The sequence below is a fragment of the Aerococcaceae bacterium zg-252 genome, assembly GCA_016237705.1.
Classification (GTDB): Bacteria; Bacillota; Bacilli; order Lactobacillales; family Aerococcaceae; genus Globicatella; species Globicatella yangjingiae.
Genome location: CP066204.1, coordinates 1,633,463 through 1,652,612 on the forward strand (window position 1 = coordinate 1,633,463; position 19,150 = coordinate 1,652,612).

Below are 19,150 nucleotides of genomic sequence, written 5' to 3' on the forward strand. Positions count from 1 at the left end.
TTTTAAAATGTTTCATGTGCTTGTGCAACAATTTCGCTAATCGCAACATTTTTCCAGCTCTGATTGTTTAACTGCTTAGCATTTCGCAATTTCGCTAAAAATTCGATATTGCCCTCACCACCAGTAATCGGTGAAAATGTTAAGTCTTCTACGACATAACCAATCGAACTAGCAAATTGTAATACTTCTTCTAGTACATCTTGGTGGACACTTGCATCTTTTACAATTCCATTTTTACCAATACGCTCACGTCCAGCTTCAAATTGTGGTTTAATCAAGGCTAAAACAATACCGTCATTGGCTAGAATATCCACTAAAGGTGGTAAAATCAATCGCAAAGAAATGAATGATACGTCAATACTCGCAATAGTTGGCACACCACGTGTAAAATCAGCCGGTGTTGAATAGCGAAAATTTTGTCGTTCCATTACTTCCACTCGTGAATCAATTCTCAACGAGTAGGCAAGTTGATTATAGCCTACATCTAGTGCATAACTCATTTCAGCACCAAATTGCAATGCTGCGTCGGTAAAGCCACCTGTCGATGCCCCAATATCTAATAAACGCTGATTGGTCATATCAATATCAAACACTTTAATTGCTTTTTCTAACTTCAAGCCCCCACGACTGACATAGGGCATTGTTTTACCTTTAATATGTAATTCCTTATCTGCCGGTATTTTTTCACCTGGTTTATCATACCGTTGATTATTTTCATCGTAAATTTGTCCAGCCATAATTAAGCGTTTCGCTTGTTCTCTGGACTCTGTCAATCCTAATTGGACTACTAATTTATCTAATCGTTCTTTTTTCATTCTTTACTCCACACTTACAAACGATAAAAATTGCGCTAAAGATTGGTAATCCTTACCTGTTTGTACTGTTAATGTTTCTAAAATTTTCATTGCTTGTGCCACTTCGTCTGATAGAGCTTGTTTAGCACCCTTTAAGGATAATAAACTTGGGTAAGTTGCTTTTTCTAAGGCACTATCAGCTTGCGTCTGTTTCCCAGTCGTATCCAATGTCCCAATTTCGTCCATAATATCATTATGGATTTGAAATGCTCTTCCAAAATGTGCAGCAAATTGTTCTAACTGTTCTTGAACTTCGATAGGTAATTCAGCAATTACACTGGCTGCCTGAACAGCAAATAAAAATAATTTTCCTGTTTTTAAATAGTGAATCCGAGCCAATTGCTCCAATGTAATGGATTGACCCTCAGATTGAATATCGCTCATTTGACCAGCAACCATGCCGACTGACCCAGCTGCTTGACTAAGCAAATGAACAATCTGCACTTTTTGCTCAGCTGTTAAAAAATCATCGGTGGCAATTAAATTAAAAGAATCAGTCAACAATGCATCGCCAGTTAAAATAGCCGTTGCCTCACCAAATTTTTTATGGCTCGTCAAATGACCACGACGATAATCATCATTATCCATTGCAGGTAAATCATCGTGAATTAAGGAATATGTATGAATATATTCCAATGCTATCGCTGTTTTCAAACCTAATTTGACTGAATCAATCCCTTGAATACCTAATACCCACAATAACATTACTGGACGCACCCGTTTGCCGCCATTTAATAAGGAATAAATCATCGGCTCCATTAACTCAATTGGTGTTGTTTCATAGCGAGTCGTTTGTTCTAATCCACGATTAAAAATTTCTCGGAAATTATCAAAAGTTAAGATACTCATACTGTAGCCTCATCTAATAAAACTTCCCCTTGTGGTGTCATCATTTTCGCAACCGTTTGTTCTGCATTGGTCAATGTCGTTTGACAATACTGACTTAATTCAATACCCTCTTTAAAGGCAGAGAGTGCTTCTTCTAATGGTAATTCACCACGTTCCAATTGCTGTACAATTTGCTCTAACTGCGATAATGCTATCTCAAAACTTTCTGGTTGTTTTGCTTTCTTTGTTGGCATGACAATCCCCTTCCTTTGTTTACTTTCGTTGTGTCGCTGTCACATTCGCATCAATCAAACCGTCACTCACACGAATGGTTATCGCTTGATTTACTTCCACTTGTTGAACACTTTTAATTACTTCATCATCAGTAGTCCTTACGACCGAATACCCTCTAGCTAAACTGTTTAAAGGACTATATGCATCAAGTTGTACGACTTGCTTTTGAAAAACTTGTTGTTTTGCTTGCAAATAATGCTGCATACTACGGCTAAGACGCTCTGCTAAAAAGTTTATTTGTTGTTCATGTTGTTTTACTCTTTGTTGTGGCGTTGATAAAAGCAATCGCTGCGTCAATAATTGAATACTATGATTGCGTTGATTAAAATAACGTTGCTGATACTCATTTAATAATTGAGATAATCGGTCTAATTGTTGCGAATAAGCTTGATACAAACGCTCTGGCTGAGTTAATAAATATGATTGTTGTACAGTTGCTAAACGCTTTTGTTTGTCTTTCATTAATTTATTCATTGCATGAATCAGTCGCTCTTGATGACCCGTTATTGCTTGCAACAAATCCACCATGACAGGCGTCGATAATTCAGCGGCCGCCGTTGGTGTCGGTGCACGTAAATCAGCGACCAAATCAGCAATGGTCGTATCCGTTTCATGTCCAATCGATGAAATCACTGGTATCGGACACGAAAGTATCGCTTGTGCGACAACTTCTTCATTGAATGACCATAAATCTTCGATTGAGCCACCACCACGCGCTAAGATAACCGTATCAAATTCATCGGCTCGTTGTTTCACTTGGTCAAATGCAGCGACAATTTCACCAACTGACTCCTTACCTTGAACACGAGTTGGAAAGACCGTCACTTGTACAATCGGATAACGGCGTTTAATTGTCGTTAATATATCACGAATAACAGCACCAGTCGGACTTGTAATCACAGCGATTTTCTTAGGGAAACGTGCGATAGGACGCTCATTTTGTTGGAATAAACCGGCTGCCTGAAATTTTTGCTTCAATTGTTCCAATGCTTGATATAGAGCCCCAACACCGTCAGGCTGAATTGATTCAATCACCAATTGATATTGCCCCGATGGTTCAAACAATGTCACACGCCCTACTGCTAATACTTTCATTCCTTCTTCTAAGCGAAATGACAACTTATTAAAGGCTCCCTTGTACATCACAGCACTGATTCGTGCCGCTTCGTCCTTCAAATTAAAATATTGATGCGAATTCGGTCGCAATCGAAAGTTCGACACTTCCCCTACCACAAAGACACGTTGTAAATGCGGGTCTACATCAAATTTTCGCTTTAAATATTGCGTTAAAGCCTTAACACTTAAATACTTTTCTGACACATTTCCACCACCTATTCTGGTTCGCTTGGACTATTTTTTCACTAGTGTTTTATAATGAATTTATATCAATTTGATGCTGCTCACAAGCACATTGTAAAGTCTGTTGCATTAACATCGCAACGGTCATCGGCCCAACACCACCGGGAACTGGTGTAATCGCAGCTGCTACTTCACTGACTTCTTCATATTGTACATCGCCAACTAATTTACCATTTTCTTGACGATTGATACCGACATCAATCACAACTGCACCTGTTTTAACCATTTCTTTCGTAATCAGTGCGGGTTGTCCAACGGCTGATACGATAATATCAGCTTGTTTGGTCATTGCTTTTAAATCAACCGTACGTGAATGACAAACCGTAACAGTCGCATTTTCATGTATCAATAATTGTTGTAGTGGTAAACCGACAATTAAGCTCCGTCCAACAACGACAACATGTTTTCCACTCATTTCAATATGATGTGCTTTTAGTAAATCAAGAATTCCTTTCGGTGTACATGGCAACAAAGTCGCTTGATTTGCCATTAATTTCCCCATATTGATTGGGTGAAATCCGTCGACATCTTTATGTGGTGCAATCGCTTCTAATAATAAGCGTTCATTCAAATGTTGTGGTAATGGCAACTGCAAAATCATACCATTAACCCCAGTATCAGCATTCAATTGATTGATTGTATTAAGGAGTTCTTGTTGAGTAATGGTTTCAGGTAAAGTTAACCACTCAAAGTCAAAGCCAATTGATTTTGCTTTTTTCTCTTTTTGTCCAACATATACCCTGCTCGCTGGGTCTTCACCTACTGTAATCACCACTAATTTAGGTACAATATTAAATTGTGCTTTCATTTGCGCAACTTGTTGCTTATAATGTGCTAACAAAACTTTAGACCTATCTATTCCACTTAAAATTTCTACCATATTGCCTTACTCCTTTATCTCGCAGTGATTCAAGTCGGAACACCCACGCTCCACTATTTATTTCTAACTGTAACTTACACGAACATTAGTGACTTCAATTCCAAAGCCAACATTGTCGCACACCATTTATTCGTATTATACCTTATTAACTATTAAATTTCATTGTGAAATACATCATTCTTATTTATTTTCTGCTTGAATTAGCCATTTTGATGCTAATAAATCAATAAGCCATGCTCCAATCGGTGCCGTAATTAATATCGACAGCACAGCCACCGTTAAAATTAATTCACCACTTTGTATCCCCATTGCTAATGGAATGCCACCAATTGCTGCTTGCACAGTTGCTTTTGGCAAATATGCGAGCGCCGTAAATAATTTTTCTTTCGATGATAGATTAGTACCCAATTGTGCTACAAATACTGCTAAAATACGAAAAACAATCGCTAACACAATCAAGGCGACAGCTGCCCCACTGGAAAGAATCGCATATTGAATATTGATTGACGCACCCACTAATACAAATAAAAAGATTTCACCTAAACGCCATAATTGCCCCAACTGGTTCGATATTGGCTTAACTTGAGTAGACGTATCCGAATACAAATTCAACGTCATGCCCATAGTCATAATCGCTAATAAACCTGAAAATTTAACGATTCCCGTCATCGCATCCTCGATACTTACTAAACAAAATGATACTACTAATAATAAAACAATTTTTTCAAAGCTCGCAATTGAAATTCGTTTGAATAACCATTGCATCAATCTTCCTAATAAAAATCCGACTGCAATACCTAATACAATGGCACTCGGTATCCCCAATAATTGCATTGCCTCAAAATGATTGCCCAGTGCTAATTGCGATACGGTACTGAATAATACGATAACAAATACATCGTCAACTGACGCACCTATCAAAATCATTTGTGGTATTTGTTTTTCAGTTCCACGTCCTTGTTCCATTAAATTAACCATTCTAGGAACAATAACAGCTGGCGATACAGCCGCAATCACTGTACCAAGTAAGAGTGCATCAACCGTCGACAATGGAAATAAAAGTGGCGCTATCAAAGTAATCGCAATCATTTCAAATAAAGCTGGTAAAAAGCACATCAGTAATGCCGGTCTTCCCACTTGTTTTAATTGCTGAATGTTCAGATTTAATCCTGCTCGCAATAAAATAATAATGAGTGCCATACGTCGAATATCTGAAGAGATAGATAATATCATTGGTGATAATAAATTCCAACCAAAAGGCCCAACTACCACACCTACCAGTAACATTCCGACTAAACTCGGTAATGTTAAGCGTTTTGCTAGATTGCCACCTAAATACCCCAGAACGATGATGAGTGCTATGGACAATAACATAATATTCTGCTCCTAACTATATAATTTTTATGAAAAGGGTTTTACTATTACGACTTTGTGATATAATAAACATATAAACATGAGTTATTTTTTTAGACGATAATAATTAGAAAGGAATCTGCTTATGTCTCAGTCAATTATTTCAATACTCAAGTACGAAACATTTATTTCCCCTGGTGCTTATTTTAATTTACAAACCGACTGGTTTTCAACTGATGACGAAATCAAAACGATTATCATCGACCAAGACCATGTCTACTCTAAACTGTTATCAATTTATCCTAAGGGATTTGTTATGTATTTAGAACAAGATAGCCATGGTAGCTTATATCGCACCAATATGCCAATTCATCTTAGTGACAATAAAGACTACTATGTGGTTGATTTCACCAAACAAGCATAACTAAATAATAAAGTTCCTACGATTTGCCTTTTCAGTCAAGGTACATCATAGGAACTTTATTTATTGAAATATCCGAATCGTTTGACGTCCACTTCAGAAATCTTCTCGATAAGTGCAACAACTTCTATATTCTAAAAACTTACCACAAATGCTTATTACCACTCTAATTGACGCGCCTTATCAGTATCACGGTACGCATGCGTTTTATCCATGTCAGCATAATTTTGCTGTCTTAATGCTTCATAAATAATAATATTCGCTGTATTCGATAAATTCAAGGAGCGAACATGGTCATCATTCATCGGTATTCGTAAACAATCCTGCTTGCGTTGCTCCATTAATTCAATCGGTAGTCCAGTTGTTTCCTTACCAAATAAAAATACTTGTTCTGACACCGATTCATCTGCCAAATTTGCCTGTGAATAAATGGACGGTGCAAATTTTGTAATCAAATACAAACGTCGCTCTCCCACCCATTCTAAAAAGGCAGCTAAATCTTTATGGTAATAAATTTCAACATGGTGCCAATAGTCTAATCCTGCTCGCTTTAACATTTTATCATCAGTGCTAAAGCCTAATGGTTCAATTAAATGCAGTGCCGTATTGGTCGCAGCACAAGTTCTGGCAATATTGCCTGTATTAGCAGGCATAACAGGTTCAAATAATGCGATATGATTTTTCAATTATTACTGACCCCTTTCTTGACGTGGTAATCTTTTTTCTTTTAATACTTCTAATGCACGAGACATTTCAGCGATTGTTTCTTCATCGGTTTCTTTAGCAAGTTGAGCTGCTACACACTCAATCATTGACGGATTATGGTAGCGTTGAATTTGTGAAATTGCCCACGCTGCCGTTCCACGAATCATCGGTCGTGTATCTTTTTCCATAACTTCCAATAGCAGTGGTAAAGCCGTTTGGTCACGATAATTCGCTAATGCCACAATTGCATTACGTTGCAATGGCTTTTTTCCACGCCATGAACCTGCCATATGACCAAATTGTTCCTTAAATTGCTTATTCGTTATCGTCAACATCGGTTTTAATAATGGTTGTACCGACTCTGGTTCCGGCTCCATTTCTGGATGAATATGTGAATCAATCCCTTGATTATATGGACAAACCAGCTGACAAATATCACAACCATATATCACATGCGTGATTTTACGGCGAAATTCATCTGGTAAGTAACCTTTCGTCTGTGTTTGAAAGGATAAACAGCGTGGAGCATTTAGACGTCCATCACCCATAATAGCCCCAGTTGGACAAGCATCAACACATCGTGTACAATCACCACAACCATTTTCCACTGGTTCATCGGGTTCAAATTCAATATTGGTAATAATTTCGCCCAAATAAACAAATGAGCCAAATTCTTTAGTAATCAACAAACCATGCTTACCAATAAAACCTAAACCTGCACGCTGTGCCGTTACAACATCAATCAATTCACCAGTATCCACCATGGGTTTGAATGTCGCTGTTTCAGAACGTTCTTTAATAAAGGCGATTAATTTATCCATTCGGTCACGTAAAATATCATGGTAATCAATCCCCCACGAAGCACGTGCAAACATCCCACGTCGGTTTTCCTTATCTTGTGGTACTTGATATTTTAAACGACTAGGATACGCTAATGCAATCGAAATAATTGATTTAGGCTTATCAAAAATCAATTCTGGATACAACCGCTCATCAATTACAGGATGTTCAAAACCAGTTGTACGTCCTGCAGCCTTTTGTTCTTCCAATGAGGCTTTTAAATGGTCAAATGGCGCAGCTGTCGTAAAGCCAATTTTATCAATACCAATTTCTTTAGCAGCTTGAATAATATCTGCTTTTAACTGTGCTGTTGTCATTCGCTCACTTCTTTCATTTATTCTGGTTCCAGCTCGCTGAAATGACATCCACTTCAAAAGTCTTCTCTGTGCGATACTCGCACGCCGACGACTTTCTCCAGTGATTCATTTCAGTGCGCTCATTGTCACACTATAGCTTATTCTGTCTCGCTTTTGGGAGAACACTTACTTTTCACTCCTATTGTAACATATCTTCAATTAAGTGTTGAGATTTTATTCATGCTACCAACTAAAAAGTGTATCAAAATACTCTTAGTATTCAACATAGTTGCATTCAGACATACAATCCCTTAAAATAATCACATGAAACCAAATGAAAGAGGTCTTAAATAAATGGATAAAATTAAACATTTTTTAAAACCATGGGATTATATTTTAATTATCTTAGCATTGTTTTTATCTTTCTCACCTAATCTCGTGACAGCTATTCAGCAGAGCACAAAGCCAAAAGTAACAGCTGTGGGAATTGTGAAAATTTACGGTGTAGAAGTAGACCGCTTTGAACTATATGACGGAGCACCGAATGAACAAAAAACCTATCACCCAAGCGAAGGTCAGTATAATATTATTGAACGTGAAGGTACGCATATTCGTATCAAGGAAGATAACTCGCCTGACCAAATTGGTGTTCGAACTGGTTGGATTCATAAGCCTGGACAAGTCGCTATCTGCCTACCACATGGCTTAATTATCGAAGTTCAAGGTGCAATGGAGCAAGATGAATTAGTCCTACCCCTATAAGAAAAGAATGTATGTTGCACATCTTTCACGCATCATACATTCTCTTTTTTATTTTTTAATTAGTCGTCACTTCTGCAATAAATTCAAGTGAAGACAACAGTACTTCTGCCGTTCCTAAATTCGTTGCCAATGGAATATTGTACACATCACATAAACGAATCAAAGCATTAACATCTGGTTCATGCGGCTGTGCTGCTAAAGGGTCACGCAAAAAAATCACCAAATTAATTTTTTGCTCTGAAATCATTCCCCCAATTTGCTGGTCACCACCTAATGGACCAGAATTTAATCGATGAATACTTAATTTTGTCTGTTCCATAATAACTTTTCCAGTTGTACCTGTGGCATATAACTCATGCTGTGCTAACTGCAATTCATACTTTTTAGCTAATTCTATGATACTCTCTTTCTTTTGATCGTGTGCTATCAAAGCTATTCTCATATTAATACTCCCTGTAATGTATCTTATTCCGGTTCGTTCGAACTATCGTTTTCTTAGCTCGCAGTTACTTCTCCTTGCCATTGAGACATACCACCTTCAACATTCACCACATTAAATCCTAATGCATCTAACTCAGTCGCAATACGCAATGATGTTACTCCCATTTGGCAAACAATATAATACACGTCATCTTTTGGCAATACTTTTTCCGTTTCGCCTGCTTTGAAATGTTTTGCACCTGGTATATGTCCTGATCGATATTTTGATTCATCACGAACATCTAAAATTAATAAAGCTTCATTAGCTACTTTTTCAGCAAATGCTTGCATGGATATTGATTGCATCTCGTCACTTCCTATGTTAATTATTATTGGTTTCATTATACCATTTAGTAAATTTAAAAATCTATGCTAAATCACAGCTTTCAGCTTTAACGTAATATCTTCTCCAATAGTTTACCTTTGGCTAATTCATCAATCAACTTATCTAAATAGCGAATATCTCTCATTAAAGGGTCTTCAATCTCTTGAATTTTCACACCACAAATAGAACCTTTAATTAAATGACGTGCTTCATTCATCGCTGGGGCTTGCTTAAAAAATGTCTGATAATCAATCTCTGTCTGTGCCATTTCACTTAATTGCTCTACACTATACCCTGTCATCCATGAAATAATCGTATCTACTTCTTCTTTCGTCCGATTCTTACGTTGTGCTTTATTAATTAACGCATCATAAATACTTGAAAATGTCATCGAATAAATTTTATGACTCATCTTATCTGCTCCTTAACCTAACTTCTAACTCCTTTATTATGTCGAGAAAACAGCTAACCGTCAATCATAGTATTTCAAACTCTTACTTTTCATCAAACAAATGTGTTGTTTCTCTCAAACTGATAAAACAATCTTGTCCCACAATAATATGATCCAATAATTCAATCCCCATTAATTCCCCACATTCAATCATTCTTTGCGTGAAAATTAAATCAGCAGGCGACGGTTCCGGGTCTCCTGAGGGATGATTATGTCCAATAATAAGCCTAGCTGTTGGATATTTAACAGCTTCTTTAAATAATTGTGATAGGTAAATATTTGAAGTCATCGCCTACTTTTCCCCCACACCACACGGTACAAGCAACTTTCATCGCATACCGCGTTCCATCAACAATCGTTGACTGGTGGCTATTCCTCGTTGTGCATTACCACAAGTCATCGGTCGTCCCACCGCTTTCACGAGTATTAAAAAATGTCACCATTTTACTAGTTCATCAAACGTAAATTCTCCCTATTACTCGCTTCCAATGTCCACTTATTTCTATCAAATACTAAACTTAGGTGGCCACTTTAATTGCATTACTTTCCAGTACCATTTATACTGCAAGGTTTTTCATAGCGAAACATTTTACTCAACCTCAAGTGAATACAATCGTCAACATGGCTTTGTCCCCTCACCATATTTAGCGACTTCCGGCATATCTACTTAGCCCTATTCTGCCGACTTCACTGCACTTCACACCCAATATTGTTTACGCAATATTACGCATGGCAGAGTTTAAAGAAAGTATTTCATGGCGTTACCCAATCATTCTACTTTTCAAAATAAGCGTTCGAGTTAATATGACTAATAATTACTCTATTAATTACTAAACCTCCATACCAGCTCGCATTATCTTTTCAATAATGAACATTTCGTACTTTCACGTGGATGGGCCACGGAACTATTAACCGTTCCGATAAATATATTTTTATACTTTAATATTTCATTTTTTGTGTTTAAAAAGACTGCTATTAAATGTTCTTGATGAAAGTCTTTCATCGTTAATTTCATCCAATTACCAATATCTTCTGTCGAACGAATTTTTCCAAATTTAGGTAAATTACTGGCAGTAATGCGTAAACCTAGCTCAATCATCGCTTTTAATTCTACTGCTTTGATACTGCCAATGCCTGCAACTTCTTGTAATTCATCAAGACTCGCCAATGACAATCCAGCTAAATTTTCAAATCGTTGCAGCAATCGCATCGACAATTGTAGTACATGCTCTTTACGTGTTCCAGTACGCAAAAGAATTGCTAATAATTCATGGTCTGAGAGTGCTTTTTCGCCATACTCCAATAAACGTTCACGTGGTCGTGATTGGCTCGGCACTTCTTCGATAAATGATAATATTTTTGACTCCATAAAAAAACTCCTTTCATTGTATAAATACAACAAAAAGAGATAAATTATTCTTTTATCCTATAAATTTTTGACGTACTTCGGATACAAAGTACAGAGAACCAGTCACAATCCAGATTGTATTATTCCGAGATTGTAAGACAGAATACCAATCCGATTCAAATCGTGTTGGCACATTACTATCTTGATATATCTCAGCAAACTGCACTTCTGTCATTGCTTGATAATGGTCAAAAGTAGTCAACACTAATTGTTCAAGTGGCATAGATTGCAATAAAGCTAAATGTTCTACTTGATTTTTCGTTTGCAAACCAGCATACAATATTGAAACCGACTGATTTTCAAAATGTGTTTGAATTACTTGTATAAGTGCCTTAATCCCTGCTTCATTATGAGCACCATCAATATAAACAAGTGGATTGTCGCTCATCTTCTCCATACGAGCTAGCCACTTGGTCGCTGCTAATGCATGACGCACTTTCGTTTCATCTAATTTTTGACAATTCTTTTGCATCCAATTGACAAATACCATTCGTGCCAATGCAGCATTATGTACTTGATGACGTCCTAATAAATGAATAGTATAAAAATTATCAGCAATCTTAAACGATGTGCCCTCAACTAATGATTCCGATACTAGTTGATACGGTTGTTCCTTTGGCAAATGATGTAATGTGGCCCCCTTTTCATGGCAGACAGATTCCACTGCTAGTAAGGCTGATTCTGGCAATTCTCCTACATAAACATCGGAATGTGGATAAATAATACCAGCTTTTTGCGTAGCAATCTCGGCATAAGTTGAACCTAATTTATCAATATGGTCTAAACCTACAGTCGTAATCACCACATCAGACGACTCGATAACATTAGTACAGTCCAACAAGCCACCGATTCCTACTTCAATCAAGCAAATATCCGGCTGTTTTTCTTGAAAGTATAAAAACATCAAGACGGTATATAATTCAAAATAAACTAAACGACCGTATTCCGTCTGTTCCATATAGTCATTCATTAATGCTACTTGACTCATCAAACGCATTAATGTTTCATCACTAATTTCTTCATGATTAAACGTAATTCGCTCATTAAAACGCATAATATGTGGCGAAGTAAAAGCACCCACTGACATACCATGTGCTAAAAATAATTGTTTTAAGTACGCCGTCACGGAGCCTTTGCCATTCGTTCCAGAGATGTGAATCGTCTTTAAATTTTTATGTGGATTCCCTAAAAAAGCCAGTGCCATTTTAATTTTATCCAAACTCCCACGATGTATCAGATTCTTCTGACCATGCAGCCAAGCTAATGCCTCTTCAATCGTTGAAAATTGAGTCGCCATTTTATGCTTCCTCACCAATAATACGCACTTCTGTTTCAAGACGAACTTGATTACGATTCCAAATTTCATCTTGAATAAAGGCAATTAATTGAACATAATCCGTTGCAGTTGCATTATCGATATTTACAATAAAGCCAGCATGTTTTTTTGAAACTTCTGCCCCACCAATGCGATAGCCCTGTAAGCCAGCATCTTGAATTAATTTACCAGTAAAATACCCCTCTGGACGCTTAAAGACACTACCACATGACGGATATTCTAATGGCTGCTTACTTTCTCGCAACTCTGTTAAATAAGCCATTTGCTCTTCAATTTCAGCTAAATTACCTTTTGATAACTTAAAAGTCACTCCTAAAATAATATCATCTGTCTCTTGGAAATGACTATGGCGGTAACTAAATTCACATGCTGAATTATCGACAGTTCGAATTGTACCGTCTGCCGTTAAAATATCAACCGATTCAATCACGTCCACAACTTCACCACCATAGGCACCAGCATTCATATAGACAGCCCCACCAATACTACCTGGGATACCACAAGCAAATTCTAGCCCAGTCAAATGGTGATTCGCTGCCATACGACTCACTTGAATCAACGCAGCACCACTCTGTGCATATACGCTATCTTCCGTCACTTCAATGTGATTCATTTCCGTTAAAATAAGCACTAAACCACGAATGCCACCGTCACGAACAATTAAATTACTAGCATTACCTAAAACAGTCAAAGGTACTTGATTTTCTTTTACCCAAGTGCATAATGCTTGAAGTTCTTCAATCGTTGCCGGAAAAGCAACGGCATCAGCAGGTCCACCAGTCTTTGTATAAGTATATTTAGATAGTGGCTGATTAAATTCTATTTTTATTGTTGGAAAAAGCTCGATTAAGTTTGTATATACCATTTCGTTTAATCATTCCTTTTATTTTATCAATTCGATTCATTGTAACATACTCTTACACAACGAGCAATTACACCCATTTTCATTTACTGCTAAACCCTTTATCCTATAGTTTTTAACAGTTATCTAATCTTTAAGACGCACTTACAACGATTTTACCCTTAACTTATTTTTTATGTTAGTATTTCTTGTATCCATACATTACTGCATACAAAAAAAACGCCCATCCTAAGCGTTTATTTTGTATATATGTCTTTTCTGTGCCCAACTTCTAGAGCTAATATAATTAACTCATCATCAACAATATCGCAAATAATGCGGTAATTTCCAACTCTGTACCGCCATAACCCTTTATACTGACCTGTTAGTGCCTTACCTATCTGTCGTGGATTAGTCAGCCCATCAAGCCTTTTTTCATATCTTTAGCCAGCATAAGCCCTACATGCTTATCCATTTTTTTTATTTGTTTTCTAACATCATCGCTAACCACTAGCTTATAACTCATTTTCTAGTTCCTCAATAAGATCATCTATCGAATGTGTTACAGGGTTATCGTGAAATTTATTTAAGGCTTGTATGCCTGTTTCATAGTCTAGTTGGTTTTCTATTTGTTCCAATAGTGCACTTTTAAACAGTTCTGATAAGGTTTTTCCTGTATGTATTGCGTAACTTCTAAATAATTCTTCTTCTACACTGTTAAGTCTTAACGATACCATTCCCATAAATTCATACCTCTTCCCTATGTTTGTAATACAAACAGAAGAACAAAGTCAATACACCTTATATTAAATACACCTTATATTAAATATGTTTCATCTAAACGCTTTGACTATCCGATACGTTTCTCCATAACATACGAATCGAAATATTCACATTCATGACATAATCGTTTGGATAATTTACCTACAATTTCAAAGCCAAAAGATTGATACAATCCAACGGCTGCAACATTTTCTTGTACAACTTCCAATGTAATCACCTTAATAGCAGAATGTTCTGCGAAATCCAGTAACATTTCCATCATCATTTTCGCCAAACCGTAGCCCCAATATTCCCGAATTAAACAAATTCCAATTTCAGCAACATGTTGCTGTTTTTCCTCATTAAACGCAGTTAAATTTGCCATACCTACTAATTGGTCGTCTACTTCAGCTACAATTAATAAGCTATTTTCCGATTGTTGATAGCGACGAATTTGAGTAGCTTCTTGCTCAACTGACAAATCTAATCCTTTTGGCCCAAAAGTCAAATAAGGCGTCTCACTTCCCACTTGCTGACATAGCCCAATAATTGCTCGTGCATCTTGTGGTTCTGCTAACCGAACAATTGCTTCAATTTCTTGATTCATTCATTAACTCCCTCCACCTCATCAATACTTCCTGATACTCATTCGCATAATCACCCTCAACTTGTGCGACAATTAGTCGTGCGTCCGTTTCTTCTTGTGGGATAAATTGAATTTTCAATCGATTTTTTGGTAAATAATCTTCTAAAAATTGTGCCCATTCAATCACAATAATCGTATCTTCAGTCAAATAACTTGCAAAATCAATGGTATCTGCACCACCATCTTCAAGACGGTATGCGTCAATATGAACTAAACGTCCTGTCGCATGGGGATATTCCTTAACAATCATATAGGTTGGACTTTTAATTGCACGTTGGATACCTAATTGTTTACCAAATGCTTGTGTAAATGTCGTTTTTCCACTTCCCAATAGCCCGTCCAATAATATGACCATGTTAGATGGTACACTTTTTGCTAGTAACTGGGCGCAAAATTGTGTTTCTGCTAACGATTTAATATAAAATTGCTCCATTACTTAACTCCCTTTTCTGAGTATCGCATAATAGTTATTATTATAAAGAATCAAATTATAGAATACTAATAATTTGACTTTTTAACATTTTATTGTTAAATTTATAGTTAAGAAGTAGGTTATATGACTTATACATGAAGTAAAATAACACTATAAGTATGGCAGAATATTTGTATGTTTATCTTATGTATTGCGAATGTGTATAACTCATTTCACCGAACAAAACTATAGGAGGTTATATAATGAAAAAAATCGCAAAATTATTATCATTACCTGTTTTAACAATTGTTTTAGCTGCATGTGGACAATTTAATTCTTCTACTCCTGAAACAACGACAACTGTTGCACCTGAAACAACTACTATGGCTCCTGCGACAACTACGGAAGCTCAAGTTAGTACACCTAACGATATGACAACTACTGTTGCTGGAGATGAAATGACAACTACTAGTGCTGATAACAGTGCAGCAGAGGGTACTGATTCAACAGTTGCTAAAGAAGATGTAATGTTCAAAATTTATGTTAACGGCGAAGAAAAAGCATCACTTGTTGCTAAAGAAGCTGTTGGTAAATCAATTTTAGAAGCTATGGAAAGCATTGACGGCTTTGACTTCAATTTTGATAAAGAACAAGGTATCATTACTGAAATCTCAGGAACAGAAAATGATTATGACAACATGAAAACTTGGGTATATTTATTAAATGGTGAATATGCTGAATACGGTGTTGTTTCTCAAACATTATCTGAGGGTGATGTAGTAGCATGGTACTTCGGTACAACTGATGAATTACCAGTTAACATCTATCAATAATTGAATAATTATTTTGGACATAAAAGCTCCTAGCGAGTCTTTTATGTCCCTTTTTTCTGTGTCCATAGATGAAAAAGGCAATGCATGATGATTCATACATTACCTTTTACTCACTCTAACAATTTCTTGCAATGCTCTGAGATAAAGCTATCTCGCTCGCACTATATTATTCCGGCTTGCTTGGGTTGACTTGACTTCCAATTCGCAAAGCACTTCTGTGACCTTTGCTCCAGTGTTTCGAGTCAGAACACCCTCACTCGCACTATGTTATTCCTTGGGCATTAATTTTTCAGCGATAACTTCTTCTAATGCTTTCCCTACTGCTTTTTCAGATTCATAGTTATCTAATAAATAGTCATGATTCACACGCATATCATGCGCACGTTTGCTTGCTAAAATGATTAAACCGTATTTTGACGGTACTTTTTCGATTAATTTATCAATTGACGGGTATAACATCATAATAATCCACTCCTTTGCTCTATTCTTGTATTACGATTCTTGAAAATAATCATGAATATCTGATTTAATTCTATCCACGACGCGTTCTACTTTTAAATGTTCACTTTGAATAATTGCATTGACTTTTTCAACAGCATTTTCAACTGTATCATTCACTACAACATAATCATAATGTTGCATCAATTCAATTTCTTCACGTGCCATTTGCATGCGTTCATATATAATTTCAGGTTGATCTGTTCCACGACCTAAAATACGTGATTCTAATTCTGCTAAATTTGGTGGTGCTAAGAAAATAAAAATTCCTTCCGGCATTCGCTCACGTACTTTTAACGCACCTATGTACTTCAATTTCTAAAAAGACATCATTACCTGCAGCTAAGTTTTCTTCAATTTTTTGAATTGGAGTACCATAGTAATTGCCAACATACTCGGCATACTCTAATAATGCATCTTCTTCAATATATTGTTCAAATGTTTCTCTTGAGACAAAATGGTAATCCACACCATCTACTTCACCCGGTCTACTTTGTCTTGTTGTTGCTGAAACCGAATAAACATAATTAAATCGATTATTTTTAAATATTGCAGCTCGAACGGTACCTTTTCCTACTCCCGATGGCCCTGATAATATAATGAGAAGTCCACGTTGTTGTGACATTTATTTCCTCCGCCTATCTATATTCCACGCTTTTTATATAAAGGTTATTGTATCATAATAATACCTTTTATAAAAGATACAAACTTTATTTTCATTGAAATGTAAACATATTCTCACATGCGAAACTTATTCATTCAGTTCTAATTGTGCTTTTAATTGTGTAATAACCTCGCTCAATTGAGTTTTATCTAACATTTCATAGTAAATATCATCTCGTAATTCACCAGTCCCTGAAAGTTGAATCGTATTTAACGATTGCAACGCATCGCCATATTTTTGCATTATTTTAATCATCTCAGCAAATGGCATATCCGTTGATAAATTTCCGTTCAATGTCTGTAATATCTCTTGATATTTTGCTACTAAATTCAAACTCAATGCAGCTTGTGCAATTGCTTGTAATAATTGTCTTTGACGCTCTTGGCGACCATAATCACCTTCTGCATCTGCACGATTTCGTGTATAGGCTAATGCCATTGCACCGTTCATTTGAACTGGTTGTCCTTCATTGAATTCGTAACCGTCTTGTGTAAAGGTCGATGTCGGTGTAATAGTGATACCCCCTACTGCATCGACAATATCTTCAAATCCTTGCATATTAATTGAAAAAGTATAATCGATTGGAATATCGAGTAAGGCTTGAACGGTATTCACTGCCATTGCTTTTCCACCAAATGCATACGCATGATTAATCTTGTCTTCCGTATCATGGCCAATAATTTTTGTATAGCTATCACGAGGGATACTCACTAATGTAGTTTGTTTGGTCTTAGGATTAAGCGTCGCCACCATTATCACATCTGAACGACCTTGCTCAATTCGACCAAATTCACCAGTATCAATTCCTAATAATAGAATTGAAATCGGCTTAATTTCCGATACTTTCGCTGAAGTATCACGTATCACTTGTTGTGTTTGTGGTTTTTCAGTAAACACATTCTGTGAAAGACTCTTTGCATCTCGATAAAGCTTAAATAATAAGCCACCCGCGATTAAAAGAATAACGAATAATATCAATAAGAAAAACTTTAAACAGCCCCCTCGTTTTTTGGAACGTCGCCGATATTCTCTTCTTCTCATATTTAACCTCTTTTCTCTTCTTTTAATTGTTGCGTTCGTTCAAATGCTTTTACCACCGCTTCAATTGTAGCATGGCGAAACCCATTCGCCTCTAAAGCCGTCACACCAGCAATCGTACTCCCACCTGGAGAAGTTACTGCATCTTTCAATGCAGCTGGGTGTTGAGCCGTTTGTTCTACCATTTGGGCTGAACCGATTAAGGTTTGCGTTGCTAGTCGCTGAGCTAAAGCACGTGGCAAACCAATTTTAACACCGGCATCACTTAATGCCTCAATCATTTGATAGACATAGGCTGGCCCACAACCAGCAATAGCCGTAGCAGCATCAATTTGCGCTTCAGGCAACTCGATTATCGTTCCAGTCCGTGTCATCAATTGTTTAAAAGCATTCATCTTAGAATGGGTAACATAGTTATTAGCTACATATGTCGTCATGCCGAAACCAATTTCCACCGGTGTATTAGGCATAATGCGAATAACTGCTTGCTGGTTTGTCACCTCGGTCAACTGCATTAAGTCAATGCCAGCTGCCATTGACACCCATGTAATGTTGGGATTCGCAACTTTAGTTAATCGTGCTAATTCATCAAGTATCAAATTTGGTTTCAATCCTATAAATACACAATCTGATTGAGCCACGATTTGAGCATTATCCATAAGGTAAGCATTAGGATGATGAAGCTGCGTCAATAATCGTTCTGCTTTTTCTAAAGAATAATTACTGATAAATAGCTCAATATCATCGTTTAAGGCAATACTCTTACAAAGAGCACTCCCCATATTTCCAACTCCGATAAATCCGACTTTCATTTTTTGCCTCCCTTATTATTGGCGATAAACCATTCATCACTAAACAAGATAA

24 protein-coding genes and 2 pseudogenes are annotated in these 19,150 nt (G+C 36.7%); 3 read left to right on the forward strand and 23 right to left on the reverse strand.

The window, feature by feature from the left end; genetic code table 11:
* Positions 1 to 2 precede the first annotated feature (2 nt).
* The 6 genes from JDW14_07575 to JDW14_07600 form a co-directional block, all read right to left on the reverse strand.
* Positions 3 to 815: a TlyA family RNA methyltransferase gene (locus JDW14_07575; GenBank protein QQD65149.1), complete on the reverse strand. Its 813-nt coding sequence runs from the start codon at positions 813 to 815 to the stop codon at positions 3 to 5.
* Between the two features lie 3 nt (positions 816 to 818).
* Positions 819 to 1,703 carry a polyprenyl synthetase family protein gene (locus JDW14_07580; GenBank protein QQD65150.1) on the reverse strand — a complete coding sequence of 295 codons (885 nt, stop codon included), beginning with the start codon at positions 1,701 to 1,703 and terminating at the stop codon, positions 819 to 821.
* Positions 1,700 to 1,936 (reverse strand): exodeoxyribonuclease VII small subunit, encoded by a 237-nt coding sequence (gene xseB / locus JDW14_07585; GenBank protein ID QQD65151.1) that lies wholly within the window; start codon positions 1,934 to 1,936, stop codon positions 1,700 to 1,702. Before xseB ends, JDW14_07580 begins: the two co-directional genes overlap by 4 nt.
* A gap of 19 nt (positions 1,937 to 1,955) precedes the next feature.
* Entirely contained in the window at positions 1,956 to 3,296 is a 1,341-nt protein-coding gene (locus tag JDW14_07590) for an exodeoxyribonuclease VII large subunit (protein ID QQD65152.1), read from the reverse strand.
* A gap of 49 nt (positions 3,297 to 3,345) precedes the next feature.
* On the reverse strand, positions 3,346 to 4,215 hold the full coding sequence (gene folD, locus JDW14_07595; protein ID QQD65153.1) for a bifunctional methylenetetrahydrofolate dehydrogenase/methenyltetrahydrofolate cyclohydrolase FolD: 870 nt from the start codon (positions 4,213 to 4,215) through the stop codon (positions 3,346 to 3,348).
* 180 nt (positions 4,216 to 4,395) lie between these two features.
* Positions 4,396 to 5,589, reverse strand: a complete 1,194-nt coding sequence (locus JDW14_07600) for a cation:proton antiporter (GenBank protein ID QQD65154.1) — start codon at positions 5,587 to 5,589, stop codon at positions 4,396 to 4,398.
* A 124-nt stretch (positions 5,590 to 5,713) separates the two neighbouring features.
* Between JDW14_07600 and JDW14_07605 the strand changes: the two genes are divergently transcribed.
* Positions 5,714 to 5,992 carry a hypothetical protein gene (locus JDW14_07605; GenBank protein ID QQD65155.1) on the forward strand — a complete coding sequence of 93 codons (279 nt, stop codon included), beginning with the start codon at positions 5,714 to 5,716 and terminating at the stop codon, positions 5,990 to 5,992.
* A 155-nt stretch (positions 5,993 to 6,147) separates the two neighbouring features.
* Here the strand turns inward: JDW14_07605 and trmL are convergent, their stop codons facing one another.
* Both trmL and queG read right to left on the reverse strand, forming a co-directional pair.
* Positions 6,148 to 6,675 carry a tRNA (uridine(34)/cytosine(34)/5-carboxymethylaminomethyluridine(34)-2'-O)-methyltransferase TrmL gene (gene trmL / locus JDW14_07610; GenBank protein ID QQD65156.1) on the reverse strand — a complete coding sequence of 176 codons (528 nt, stop codon included), beginning with the start codon at positions 6,673 to 6,675 and terminating at the stop codon, positions 6,148 to 6,150.
* Positions 6,676 to 6,678: 3 nt separating this feature from the next.
* A complete protein-coding gene (gene queG, locus JDW14_07615) occupies positions 6,679 to 7,851 on the reverse strand; it encodes a tRNA epoxyqueuosine(34) reductase QueG (protein QQD65157.1) in 1,173 nt (390 codons plus the stop codon).
* 333 nt (positions 7,852 to 8,184) lie between these two features.
* Here queG and JDW14_07620 point away from each other — a divergent pair, with 333 nt between their 5' ends.
* Positions 8,185 to 8,592 carry a NusG domain II-containing protein gene (locus JDW14_07620; protein QQD65158.1) on the forward strand — a complete coding sequence of 136 codons (408 nt, stop codon included), beginning with the start codon at positions 8,185 to 8,187 and terminating at the stop codon, positions 8,590 to 8,592.
* Between the two features lie 55 nt (positions 8,593 to 8,647).
* On the opposite strand, the gene JDW14_07625 is transcribed toward JDW14_07620, so the two are convergent.
* From JDW14_07625 to tsaE, 11 genes and pseudogenes are all read right to left on the reverse strand, one after another.
* Positions 8,648 to 9,034, reverse strand: coding sequence for a methylglyoxal synthase (locus tag JDW14_07625; protein QQD65159.1), 387 nt, complete (start codon positions 9,032 to 9,034; stop codon positions 8,648 to 8,650).
* A 53-nt stretch (positions 9,035 to 9,087) separates the two neighbouring features.
* Entirely contained in the window at positions 9,088 to 9,378 is a 291-nt protein-coding gene (locus JDW14_07630; protein QQD65160.1) for a rhodanese-like domain-containing protein, read from the reverse strand.
* A gap of 86 nt (positions 9,379 to 9,464) precedes the next feature.
* A complete protein-coding gene (locus JDW14_07635; protein QQD65161.1) occupies positions 9,465 to 9,809 on the reverse strand; it encodes a DUF2200 domain-containing protein in 345 nt (114 codons plus the stop codon).
* 82 nt (positions 9,810 to 9,891) lie between these two features.
* Positions 9,892 to 10,137, reverse strand: coding sequence for a DNA repair protein (locus JDW14_07640; protein QQD65162.1), 246 nt, complete (start codon positions 10,135 to 10,137; stop codon positions 9,892 to 9,894).
* 564 nt (positions 10,138 to 10,701) lie between these two features.
* Positions 10,702 to 11,217 (reverse strand): DNA repair protein RadC, encoded by a 516-nt coding sequence (gene radC / locus JDW14_07645; protein ID QQD65163.1) that lies wholly within the window; start codon positions 11,215 to 11,217, stop codon positions 10,702 to 10,704.
* A 52-nt stretch (positions 11,218 to 11,269) separates the two neighbouring features.
* On the reverse strand, positions 11,270 to 12,553 hold the full coding sequence (locus JDW14_07650; GenBank protein QQD65164.1) for a bifunctional folylpolyglutamate synthase/dihydrofolate synthase: 1,284 nt from the start codon (positions 12,551 to 12,553) through the stop codon (positions 11,270 to 11,272).
* Between the two features lies 1 nt (position 12,554).
* A complete protein-coding gene (gene murB, locus JDW14_07655) occupies positions 12,555 to 13,457 on the reverse strand; it encodes a UDP-N-acetylmuramate dehydrogenase (GenBank protein ID QQD65165.1) in 903 nt (300 codons plus the stop codon).
* Between the two features lie 233 nt (positions 13,458 to 13,690).
* Positions 13,691 to 13,959 (reverse strand): annotated as a pseudogene (locus JDW14_07660) (type II toxin-antitoxin system RelE/ParE family toxin).
* Positions 13,949 to 14,176 (reverse strand): translation repressor RelB, encoded by a 228-nt coding sequence (locus JDW14_07665; protein QQD65166.1) that lies wholly within the window; start codon positions 14,174 to 14,176, stop codon positions 13,949 to 13,951. The pseudogene JDW14_07660 and the gene JDW14_07665 overlap by 11 nt, the downstream one beginning before the upstream one ends.
* Before the next feature lie 107 nt (positions 14,177 to 14,283).
* Complete coding sequence (locus JDW14_07670) at positions 14,284 to 14,802, reverse strand: GNAT family N-acetyltransferase (GenBank protein QQD65167.1); 519 nt, start codon at positions 14,800 to 14,802, stop codon at positions 14,284 to 14,286.
* Positions 14,786 to 15,274, reverse strand: a complete 489-nt coding sequence (gene tsaE, locus JDW14_07675) for a tRNA (adenosine(37)-N6)-threonylcarbamoyltransferase complex ATPase subunit type 1 TsaE (protein ID QQD65168.1) — start codon at positions 15,272 to 15,274, stop codon at positions 14,786 to 14,788. Before tsaE ends, JDW14_07670 begins: the two co-directional genes overlap by 17 nt.
* Before the next feature lie 242 nt (positions 15,275 to 15,516).
* On the opposite strand from tsaE, the gene JDW14_07680 reads away from it, so the two are divergent.
* Complete coding sequence (locus tag JDW14_07680; GenBank protein ID QQD65169.1) at positions 15,517 to 16,086, forward strand: DUF4430 domain-containing protein; 570 nt, start codon at positions 15,517 to 15,519, stop codon at positions 16,084 to 16,086.
* Between the two features lie 267 nt (positions 16,087 to 16,353).
* On the opposite strand, the gene JDW14_07685 is transcribed toward JDW14_07680, so the two are convergent.
* The 4 genes and pseudogenes from JDW14_07685 to proC all read right to left on the reverse strand — a co-directional run bounded on the left by JDW14_07685 (position 16,354) and on the right by proC (position 19,098).
* Complete coding sequence (locus JDW14_07685; protein ID QQD65170.1) at positions 16,354 to 16,548, reverse strand: DNA-directed RNA polymerase subunit omega; 195 nt, start codon at positions 16,546 to 16,548, stop codon at positions 16,354 to 16,356.
* Between the two features lie 30 nt (positions 16,549 to 16,578).
* Positions 16,579 to 17,209 (reverse strand): annotated as a pseudogene (gmk, locus tag JDW14_07690) (guanylate kinase).
* Positions 17,210 to 17,335: 126 nt separating this feature from the next.
* Entirely contained in the window at positions 17,336 to 18,289 is a 954-nt protein-coding gene (locus tag JDW14_07695; GenBank protein QQD65171.1) for an LCP family protein, read from the reverse strand.
* Positions 18,290 to 18,291: 2 nt separating this feature from the next.
* The gene (gene proC, locus JDW14_07700) at positions 18,292 to 19,098 is read right to left on the reverse strand and encodes a pyrroline-5-carboxylate reductase (protein ID QQD65172.1); all 807 of its coding nucleotides are present in this window, start codon (positions 19,096 to 19,098) and stop codon (positions 18,292 to 18,294) included.
* Positions 19,099 to 19,150: the final 52 nt, after the last annotated feature.

Excerpts from the sequence above, each read along its gene's own strand:
- JDW14_07620 (QQD65158.1), top strand. The coding sequence starts at position 8,185 with ATGGATAAAATTAAACATTTTTTAAAACCATGGGATTATATTTTAATT.
- JDW14_07665 (QQD65166.1), bottom strand. The coding sequence starts at position 14,176 with ATGGGAATGGTATCGTTAAGACTTAACAGTGTAGAAGAAGAATTATTT.
- JDW14_07600 (QQD65154.1), bottom strand. The coding sequence starts at position 5,589 with ATGTTATTGTCCATAGCACTCATCATCGTTCTGGGGTATTTAGGTGGC.
- JDW14_07670 (QQD65167.1), bottom strand. The coding sequence starts at position 14,802 with ATGAATCAAGAAATTGAAGCAATTGTTCGGTTAGCAGAACCACAAGAT.
- JDW14_07635 (QQD65161.1), bottom strand. The coding sequence starts at position 9,809 with ATGAGTCATAAAATTTATTCGATGACATTTTCAAGTATTTATGATGCG.
- murB (QQD65165.1), bottom strand. The coding sequence starts at position 13,457 with ATGGTATATACAAACTTAATCGAGCTTTTTCCAACAATAAAAATAGAA.
- JDW14_07625 (QQD65159.1), bottom strand. The coding sequence starts at position 9,034 with ATGAGAATAGCTTTGATAGCACACGATCAAAAGAAAGAGAGTATCATA.
- queG (QQD65157.1), bottom strand. The coding sequence starts at position 7,851 with ATGACAACAGCACAGTTAAAAGCAGATATTATTCAAGCTGCTAAAGAA.
- JDW14_07640 (QQD65162.1), bottom strand. The coding sequence starts at position 10,137 with ATGACTTCAAATATTTACCTATCACAATTATTTAAAGAAGCTGTTAAA.
- JDW14_07605 (QQD65155.1), top strand. The coding sequence starts at position 5,714 with ATGTCTCAGTCAATTATTTCAATACTCAAGTACGAAACATTTATTTCC.
- JDW14_07580 (QQD65150.1), bottom strand. The coding sequence starts at position 1,703 with ATGAGTATCTTAACTTTTGATAATTTCCGAGAAATTTTTAATCGTGGA.
- xseB (QQD65151.1), bottom strand. The coding sequence starts at position 1,936 with ATGCCAACAAAGAAAGCAAAACAACCAGAAAGTTTTGAGATAGCATTA.
- JDW14_07680 (QQD65169.1), top strand. The coding sequence starts at position 15,517 with ATGAAAAAAATCGCAAAATTATTATCATTACCTGTTTTAACAATTGTT.
- radC (QQD65163.1), bottom strand. The coding sequence starts at position 11,217 with ATGGAGTCAAAAATATTATCATTTATCGAAGAAGTGCCGAGCCAATCA.
- JDW14_07685 (QQD65170.1), bottom strand. The coding sequence starts at position 16,548 with ATGATGTTATACCCGTCAATTGATAAATTAATCGAAAAAGTACCGTCA.
- proC (QQD65172.1), bottom strand. The coding sequence starts at position 19,098 with ATGAAAGTCGGATTTATCGGAGTTGGAAATATGGGGAGTGCTCTTTGT.
- JDW14_07575 (QQD65149.1), bottom strand. The coding sequence starts at position 815 with ATGAAAAAAGAACGATTAGATAAATTAGTAGTCCAATTAGGATTGACA.
- JDW14_07695 (QQD65171.1), bottom strand. The coding sequence starts at position 18,289 with ATGAGAAGAAGAGAATATCGGCGACGTTCCAAAAAACGAGGGGGCTGT.
- folD (QQD65153.1), bottom strand. The coding sequence starts at position 4,215 with ATGGTAGAAATTTTAAGTGGAATAGATAGGTCTAAAGTTTTGTTAGCA.
- JDW14_07650 (QQD65164.1), bottom strand. The coding sequence starts at position 12,553 with ATGGCGACTCAATTTTCAACGATTGAAGAGGCATTAGCTTGGCTGCAT.
- tsaE (QQD65168.1), bottom strand. The coding sequence starts at position 15,274 with ATGGAGCAATTTTATATTAAATCGTTAGCAGAAACACAATTTTGCGCC.
- JDW14_07630 (QQD65160.1), bottom strand. The coding sequence starts at position 9,378 with ATGCAATCAATATCCATGCAAGCATTTGCTGAAAAAGTAGCTAATGAA.